An 8,933-nucleotide genomic window follows, 5' to 3' on the forward strand; every position below is an offset into this window, starting at 1 on the left:
CGTCGGCGGCGGCCTCATGATCGCATTCGGCATCGGTAACGGCGGCGTCGCGACGGGCATTTCGAACCTGTGGGCCCATGGCGGCTTCATGCCGAACGGCATCGACGGCGTCATCGGCGCGCTGCCGATCGTGATGTTCGCGTATCTCGGCGTCGAGATGCTCGGCCTCACGGCCGGCGAGGCGCGCAATCCGGAGAAGTCGCTGACGAAGGCGGTGAACTCGGTATTCTGGCGCGTGCTGATCTTCTACATCGGCGCGCTGTTCGTGATCATGTCGCTCTATCCGTGGGACCAGATCGGCACGCAGGGCAGCCCGTTCGTGATGACGTTCTCGCGGCTCGGGATCCCGGCCGCCGCCGGCATCATCAACTTCGTCGTGCTGACCGCGGCGCTGTCGTCGTGCAACAGCGGTCTGTTCAGTACCGCGCGGATGCTCTACAACCTCGCGCAGCAGGGCCAGGCGCCGGCCATGCTCGGCCGCGTGAACCGTCACGGCGTGCCGGTGTACGGCGTCGTCGTGTCGGTCGCGTTGTTGCTGATCGGCGTGCTGCTCAACTATCTGGCGCCGCAGCACGTGTTCACGTGGTTGACGTCGGTGTCGACGTTCGGCGCGATCTGGACGTGGTGCGTGATCCTGATCGCGCAGATGCGCTTTCGCCACACGCTGTCGGCCGACAGGATCGCACGCCTGCCGATCCGCGTGCCGTTCTATCCGCTCGGCTCGTACATCGCACTCGGGTTTCTCGCGCTGGTCGTCGTGCTGATGGCATTCACGCCGGACACGCGTGTCGCGCTTGTGATCGGCCCGGCGTGGATCGTGCTGCTCGGCATCGCGTACGCGGTGTTCCGTGTGAATCACCGCGAAACGTCGATATCGACGGATTTGTGACATGCCCTGAACCTGCATGACCTGCCAGAATTTCACGAAGTGAATAAATTTTATTGGGCAGATAGGGGTTGGGGATTCTATCTTTAATTTTGTTTCTATAGCAAAGTGGCTTGCTATAGTGGGAGTTTATATGATTGTAAATCATCGCGAAGATATTGATGCCTTGCTTGCTCGACAAAATATCGGAAAGGAGGCAATTGATCGATTAATTTCCGTCGGAATATCCGGCGGGGAGCGAGATACGGAAGAATTCAGGGAAAGCGTAAAAAAGAGCCTGTTAAATAATGCGTTGATATTGGGTCATGTAAAAAAAAGCGGATTTGCTTTTCAACCGGAAATACAACATTTACTCAAATCAATTATTGAAACGACGTTAGTCGAGGCCTATGTTGATATATTTTTCAAGGAAGCGCCGGTCGACGACGGTGAAATTAGAAAGGCATACGAAGCTTTAAAGTCCAGACTGGGGGCGAACGAACACCTGCTAAGCATCATCACGGTTGGTTCGGAGGCGGACGCGTTGGAGATATTGGCTAAACTCAATGAAGGTGGAAATTTTGAGACCCTTGCGGCACGATTTTCCACTGACGAGTCGAAAGGCTCGGGTGGGGATATCGGATGGATAGCGGAGGGCGCTCTGTCCGATCCGGCACGAAATGCGATTAAATCCTTGGGTGAAAGTCGATTCACCGTTCCGATTCAGGGCGAGAACGAATGTCACATTTTATATATTAGAGGGACGCGCGCAACCATCATGCCGCAAATTGACAAAATTCGAGCTCAGCTTGTCGAAATGGTACGAGCGCAGAAATTCGAACATCAGTTGCGAGAGCTTCAGCAGACTGCTTAAATCTGCGTGGGTTTGCAATGGAATTATGCCCCTGACGGGAGAACGTTGGGGGCTGGTCGATTTTCGTTGATGCTGATGCTGATGCGGCGATGATTGTGCTGATAATAAATGGCTTGCTTCATCTGCAGCAGGCGGTCTATGAATCAAAGGTTTCGTTAACCGGACATGATTAAGCCATCCCACTCAGTCCTGCGCACTCAGTGCTACGGGTTCACGCGCTTACGCGGTGTGTGACGATTGACGCCGCATCGTTTTGGCGAGTAGCAACAGCATGGAATGCTTGCAATTGATGGGGGCACGATTATCGTCGTTCATCGTTTAATGGCACCCTGGTTTCGTTGATTGCGGCGCGAGCGGATTTTCTCCTGGTCACCATATGACTTCGCTTACCGAGCTTCATTTTCGTGTATTTTTTGTCACGTTGTTTCGAGGTTCATAAAATGGACAAGAGGTGTCTGCCAAGTGTCAGTCGTTCAAAAAAATCAGAGTGTGCGCCATGAACAGTCAATGTGCGCTGTCACTAAATGTCTGTCATGAAAGACGATTCAACCGCATTGGAGGTTACTTATGAAACCAAACTCAGTGTCCAGGGCAGCTCCTGCAAACGTAAAAATCGATGATTTGCCAGAAGCGGAAACCTTAATTCCAGCGCGTGGCCGAAATGAACGACCGGAAATCTTTGGCAGTCTCCCTGAGTTGAGGCAGCCACCTGGCGACCGTCCGATTGCGCATGAACGAGTTCGAGCGTCCACATTACCACGCAATTTTGAGGGGTTGATGCACAAATCTCAGCCACTCGACGGACGAAGCGTTCAGCCTGCCCAAAGTCAATTGCATCCGGGAATCGCTAACGTGGAATCTAACGAAGTTGCTGCAGTACCGGCTGACGAAATTGCTGCAGCACCGGATAACGTAATTCATGATGTCGCAATCCAAATCGGCGATGATGTGTCAACCCACGAGGAAACGCGAGATCATTCGCAACAGACCGCTTCAAAAGCCGTCGGGAACCTCGGCAAAAACGTCTTGGCAGCATTGGCTGCGAGAGCGCCTAGCGTATTTGTACCAACGTTAGCGCGTGAAGCAGTGCGTTCATACTTGACACCGGCAATTTCAGCCTTGCCCGCTAATGCCGCCACAGGTATCGGAGCAACGGCTGCTTTGCTTCCAGCGGCGGCAAATTTCATTGGATTGGCGAGAGATATTCGTAACGGCACTGGAACGAAGACGAGTATCATTAGTAGAAGCGGTCTGATGTTAGCAAACGTCGCGACTGCTTCAGTTGCGTGCGCAACCGGTTCAATGGCAGCAGCAGCGCCGGCGATCATCGCTGCAAATTTGGTCTATACGCCGCTTAGAGATGCGGTTCAACATTACGTGGGTTTGACGAACAACCTCAAGGACTCTGAGGGGTTTGAACCGAAACCTACCGGACTATCTGCTGCGGCTTATGCAGTGAATCAGGGGCTCGTCAATGAGGGTATGACGCAAGTCGCAGGCGCTGCCACGAGAAGCTTCGGCGCCGCGGCAACCGCGCCCCTCGGTATCAGCGAGACTACTCAGTCGTTAGGCGACGTTACAACGCACAGAGAAATTTCTCTGCCTAGCGGAGGTTATGTAGGAGCACGAAGTGCCGGATTTGCGGCTGCGAACTTGGGTGGAGAAGTGCTCGATGATTTGACTTCGAATTATCTGACGGCCTGGAATCAGGGAAAAGCATCCGATCTTCAATTGAGCGTAGGATTAGTTCCGGAAAACAAGCGAACGTGGTCGAATATAGCGGAAAGAGCATTCACTACCAACGCAGCACGTAGCACACTGTTTTCTTCTGTTTATTCAAATGCCTATAGCCTACCTTCTGCCGCGACAGAAAGTGTGGGGGGAAATCATGTAATTGAAGACCTGGTGGTTGGAGCTACTATGGGAATTCTGTATCCGGCATTTGTCGGTTCTGGATTCAAAAAACAGCAAGCTCAGGTGCCCGACGAAGAGACCGGAATTTCGAATCTTGCCTCAACCCCTTCCGGATCCAGGGCAATTGACGAGCATTGGGTCGAAAATGAAACGAGTCTCTAGAACTGAGTAATAAGTGTGGCGTGCCATGATCGAAATGGAGACTTGTACCAGTCCACGCACTGGGCAGGCTTCTGCATACCTGACCTCCTGTTTCGTTGTCGTTGGCTGAAGGGTTTTATTTAAAATAGCGAGAGAAAGCCGTTCCCTGTGAGGGGGGCGGCGATGTCATGAATGCCTCGTGTATGACTGCAATGATTTCGGGTCGGATACTAAATTTTCGATCTGACTAAATCGGAGAAAAGGCTGATAGTCGAAATATGCCCTAGGTGAGGAGAAGTCTCTTGTGTTGTCGGAACAGATTTTCCAACCGTTACGAAGCGATGTGCGCCACGTTTCGTGAAATTGCGACAAGCCAGGCCCGATATGCGATTGACTAACAATGGTTCGATCTCTCCGAGTGCCAACGACATTGAACACGAGGGGGCCGCAACTCCGTCACCGTGTGATGAACGTTGCGCGCCCGCTTCTTCCGCTCTGCAGGCTTCGACTGCGGAGAAACATCCGCAGTTGAGTGGACTCGCCAAACGCACCGGAGAGAAGGTCGCCAACGCAGCGAAGTCCTTTACCGCTGCGGCCGAACCAAAAATTGCATTCGCTGCGGCGTCAGGATATGAATTGTGGGCCGGCGACAATGCTCTCGCTGCGGGGGGCGGTCTGGCGGCTGCCATTGGGGGGGGAGAGCCCACACTAGATATTATTTCGACAGTAACGCGGGGTGTCGCCGTGTTGCCTTCGACGTTGGATGGTTTGAGCTCCCTCGTCGGTTTTGAAAGAAAAGCGGAAGCGTATTCAACTGCGCGGCGCGGGTTTAAGGAAGCGACGCCGAGCAATCGCCTTGCCGCCAAGGACGCGCAAAGTACAAAAAAACAGGCCGCCGGAAATCTTGCTCGAGCGACGCCGGGTGCCATACGCGACGCCGGCATTGGGGCAGTGAACCAAGTGTCACGCATCTATACGACGGCGGCCAAGCATTCATTATTCGGTACGCCAGCGCAGGCGACAGTGGGAAGTGCGGCGCTTCTAGTTGCATCCGGAGCGACTTACGTAGCAGGTGCCGCCATGCTGAGCAATAAGGTCGATCGCGCTGTTGATCGGACGCAGGCGTTGCGATCCGCGATTCTTCATCCCTTGAGGGGACGGGGTGAGGAGAATGGCGATTCGATGCAGGAACTCGACGAAATATTCGCAAATGGCGGCATTTCATCGAATATCTATTCTATTCTACGTATGCGGCATGAAAGCGATATAGGTCAGTTTTTAGACAATTTCAGAGTGTTGGGACAAGCCGATCAGCGGCGCTTTGCGAAAGTAATGCATTTCTCAGGTGAGCGGAACGTAGCAAAGGCGTTAGATTTACGTCGCTCTGTCATTCTGAACACTGCAAGCATGCGTCGGTCCGCTCGTGAAGAAATTCTCGATGCGTTTATCGAGGCTGATGTTCAGCCGGATTCGACTGCTGATCTATTTACTAAACTTAAAGCGGTCAGGTGCGAGGCACTGGGTGGGAAAGCAGCTCCCATTGTTGCAGAAACCAGAACCTTTTTGCAGGACGCTGGTATCGGTCCGGAAGAGTTCGACACGAACTCGTTGAGGGCTATTGCATCGTCTGGCGAAGCAAAAGTATTCGTCGACCGATATCGCACCCTTCCTCAGGACGACCGGGCGCGTCTGAATTCGGTGCTGCATTTTGGCTCCTGGCGCTTCTGGAAACGTGATGCGACGCTTCAGACAACCAAGTATCAGCGTTCAGATATTCGCGCCGCACTTATAAGGAAATTTGCAAACGGCGCAACACTTGATCACCTTGAAGCGGCGAAGATTCGCTACAACCAGAAGATAGTGCCACTGCAGGCCGGCCGCACGCATCTGCGACTTACTCCCGAGAACAGCTTGAAAATGCATATCCTCGCGCGGCAGGACACCGTGCTTGATTCGCTGAAGGAAGAGAAACGACACGCAAAAATCCAGATGGCATATGGTACGGCCAATGCCGCGCTAGGCGTTGCTGAATTGGCAATCAACCCTTTGGCAGCATCTCGTATCAGCGCAGCGCAGGCAGTGCTCAGTCCGTTTTATTACGCATATGCAGGAAGACGTGGTGTGGTCAATTGGCTCAACGAGAAGAACGCACGGCCCGTCAATGCCTCGATGCGCGAGGAGGCCGTGCTGTGCGCGTTGCCACAGATACGGAGTCTCATTGTGTCAGGTGGAGCGATCGCTACCAAGATTCTCGATTACCGACAGTTTCTTCGCGATGAGCTTGGCTTGAGTGATAAGGAGATTGGCAAGATTGAAAAACTCGAGCGCTCAGGAGATTTTGACGGGGCGCGTGCGATTCTCGCACAGCAGAGTCCCCAGGCCAGCGCATTGATCGCTATGCGCATACTTGCGGAGGAGTGCGCCGGACACGGAACGGACGCGCAACGTCATGACGCGCTGGACTTTATTGCTAGAGAAGCCACACGTAGCAACAATGCTTCTCTTCAGAGAATCAGAAGTCATTTTGACCCAGAGCGGACTTATGAAACGTTGAAGGCGCACTTCATCGACGATGTCTCGTTCGACCCGGAAGCTATGCGCGATGCATTGACGCATAGCCTCTCCAACGATGCCACGGCAAATGACTTTGGGCTTGACGGGGAAAGCTACGCGGATCTGCCGAAGCGGTATGTTGCGAGCGATCTGCTGCGGCGCTTTTCGCAAGAAAATCCGTCATTCGCAATACGGCTCTTTGTTTCCGATCTATTTAGCGATGGCGAACAGGTGACCGCCGCACAAAACATGTTGCGAGATCTTCGTTTCGAGGAGACAGAAATCTCACAACTCCGGGGTATGAAAAAGCCGCAAGCCGCAACATGGCTGGAAAAGCACTTGTTCGGCGAGAATTTGCGACGCCGTTTCTCCTCACAAACACTCGATCGGGACGGACGAAGCCGTGCACTGCAGGTCGCGGTTCGAATACACGAGATTCCCGCTCGTTGTACGGACACCAGCGAGCCGCTGATGTGGCGAAGAGATCTGGAGGCGAGTGGACTAGCTGTGATCGACAATCCCGGCAAGTCCGGGCTCGATTCGATGTTGTATGCGCTCGGTCAACATTTTTCTGGAAAAACCGATTCGACATCGAGTTCCACGAGTCGGCGTGTGATGGAGGCTCGGAAGCGAGTGATGGCGGAATTGGCTGGCGGCGAACTGAGGCGTCATATTGATGTAACAGGGCATCGCGACGCGATCGTCAGAATCGCGGCTGAGTGTTTTGGTAAGCCGGGTGCCGTGGCCGCAATCCTGGATGTAACGGGCGATCGTATGGTAAGGCATGCTGGGGCAGGGCGCAAAGAGTCAGTTATGTCCGTGGATGCCGTGTTGTGCTACGACGCACAGACGCAGCGTACATTCGCGTTACACGGTGGAGACATCGACATGCTTCCGCCTCGGATTCAGGCGATGCCGCAAGATGGAGATGTTGACTTTTCCTCGGGTGTTAATCAGTAAATTTAACGGAGTGGGTCAAGAATGAAGTGATCCGGTTCGGTTTTGAGATATTGAATATATATTCTCAAGAAGTAATATATTGGGGGATGTGGAATAATTTGTATGCAGATGTACTTTCAATGAATCGTCGAGCCGGTGAGCGTGTGTCGCATGAAACATGCGTCGGACTGTTGACGATTATCAGTGTGAGTTCCTACGCGTAATGCTTGAAACGCTTTGGCGGTGACGTGAACTTCCTCGAGCCCGAAACCCATGGCTTTCGCGACGGGTTCGCCGTCGTCCTTGTGGCTCGCGAATATGACCAGGCAATCAATCAAACGCAGCGCTTCGTTGAGATTGGGACTGTTCATATTAATAAATTATCGGAGAAGGAGTTGCATCATGTACAGGATCGGCAGAACAGGGAACCTGCAATTACCAAATCTCGAAGAGCTACCCTCCGTGTCGCGCACCGCGCTTGGGAACAATGCCTCCCCCGCCCGCACCACGAACAATGTTCACATTGATAGTCTGCTATCGATCGACTCGTCGTCGAGTGTTTCCGGGAGGCAACCTGTCAAGGTAGCTATGATGAATAGTACGCCTACGCTGAGAGCATGCGGTGTGACCGACGCATTGCAGCCCGTGGCGCACGAAGCCGCGTCCGTTATTCAGGCGCGGCCTGCTGATAAAGAGCATATGTTGGTGCGCGGGCAGTTATTTCGCAGTCGCGTGCTGTACGACATCGACATCCGTTGCGAGCGGAACGCCAAGGTCGATAGACAACATGCATTATCTCGGTTAGGGGGCAATGAGCAACTGCTCAATGGTGTGCTTGATGTACTGCGCAAAGCAAGGCTGACGGTCAACTTCGATCTGCATCAAGTAGATCAGTCATCAAGCTCTCGCCTCGGCGATGAGGTTGTGAATTGCTTTGCGTTCCGTGAAAAACCGGGAGCGTTACCGGGCTCCAATTCTGGCCGGGCGCACATGGAAGAAATGGTGCTTGGCTTGAGTGAGCTGCTCCAGCAGAACCAACCCTACGCCGAGTTCGGACGGTATGATTCAGACAGCGGCGGGAACGGGCCGGCGCGAAATTTTCAATGGACGAGTCGCCCCTGCTATGCGGCTCTAGATTTCCTGCATGGGCCGAATGGTGGAGCTCCAACCTACGGCCACTCATTCCTTGTTCTACACGAACGCTTCAAGCAAGTGTGCTCATACAGTCCGGTCGATACATACGCCCAGCGCTTGGGGACCAGCCTCGGTCCGGATAAATTGTCTACCTTCTTTCATCTTGAGGCGTTAATTGCCAACTGCCAGGACGATTTTTTTGGCTATAGCTGCCTGAAAAGTCTCAAGATGAAAGCGCTTGGTGAAGATGTCAAGATACATCAAAACTATGGATATGGCGGAAGAAGCAATTACATCGATGTGCAAGTGTATTCTCGCATCCTCTTGCACCGGGATGTAAAAGAAATACACTTGGATGACCGGGAATTACAAAAATTTTCTGAAAAGCAAAGAAATTTGATTGAAGAAAGTCGGGCGAGTCTGAATGCGAGGCTCGATCGCGAGTTCATTATAATTGATGGAAGGGATTCTTGAAATCCGTCATAGAGGGTTCGTTGCATTAAAGCATTGGAG

The 8,933-nt window shown here is 53.0% G+C and carries 6 protein-coding genes; 5 read left to right on the top strand and 1 reads right to left on the bottom strand.

All coding sequences use genetic code 11. The features are described 5' to 3' along the window. The 4 genes from ACV22V_RS31840 to ACV22V_RS31855 form a co-directional block, all read left to right on the top strand. Window positions 1-889, top strand: an 889-nt coding sequence (locus tag ACV22V_RS31840) for an amino acid permease (RefSeq protein WP_448016656.1), incomplete at its 5' end; no start/stop codon positions are given. A gap of 130 nt (window positions 890-1,019) precedes the next feature. Then, window positions 1,020-1,739, top strand: a complete 720-nt coding sequence (locus tag ACV22V_RS31845) for a peptidylprolyl isomerase (protein WP_448016657.1) — start codon at window positions 1,020-1,022, stop codon at window positions 1,737-1,739. 567 nt (window positions 1,740-2,306) lie between these two features. Beyond that, window positions 2,307-3,815, top strand: coding sequence for a hypothetical protein (locus ACV22V_RS31850; RefSeq protein ID WP_448016659.1), 1,509 nt, complete (start codon window positions 2,307-2,309; stop codon window positions 3,813-3,815). A 507-nt stretch (window positions 3,816-4,322) separates the two neighbouring features. After that, complete coding sequence (locus ACV22V_RS31855) at window positions 4,323-7,307, top strand: hypothetical protein (RefSeq protein WP_448016661.1); 2,985 nt, start codon at window positions 4,323-4,325, stop codon at window positions 7,305-7,307. A gap of 116 nt (window positions 7,308-7,423) precedes the next feature. On the opposite strand, the gene ACV22V_RS31860 is transcribed toward ACV22V_RS31855, so the two are convergent. Then, window positions 7,424-7,657: a hypothetical protein gene (locus tag ACV22V_RS31860; protein WP_448016663.1), complete on the bottom strand. Its 234-nt coding sequence runs from the start codon at window positions 7,655-7,657 to the stop codon at window positions 7,424-7,426. A 31-nt stretch (window positions 7,658-7,688) separates the two neighbouring features. Here ACV22V_RS31860 and ACV22V_RS31865 point away from each other — a divergent pair, with 31 nt between their 5' ends. Continuing rightward, a complete protein-coding gene (locus ACV22V_RS31865) occupies window positions 7,689-8,894 on the top strand; it encodes a DUF3626 domain-containing protein (protein ID WP_448016665.1) in 1,206 nt (401 codons plus the stop codon). The last annotated feature ends 39 nt before the right edge of the window (window positions 8,895-8,933 follow it).

Source organism: Burkholderia sp. AW33-5, from assembly GCF_053427615.1.

Bases quoted from the DNA above. Each gene is read 5' to 3' on its own strand.
- ACV22V_RS31845 (WP_448016657.1), top strand. From the start codon at position 1,020: ATGATTGTAAATCATCGCGAAGATATTGATGCCTTGCTTGCTCGACAA.
- ACV22V_RS31850 (WP_448016659.1), top strand. From the start codon at position 2,307: ATGAAACCAAACTCAGTGTCCAGGGCAGCTCCTGCAAACGTAAAAATC.
- ACV22V_RS31860 (WP_448016663.1), bottom strand. From the start codon at position 7,657: ATGAACAGTCCCAATCTCAACGAAGCGCTGCGTTTGATTGATTGCCTG.
- ACV22V_RS31865 (WP_448016665.1), top strand. From the start codon at position 7,689: ATGTACAGGATCGGCAGAACAGGGAACCTGCAATTACCAAATCTCGAA.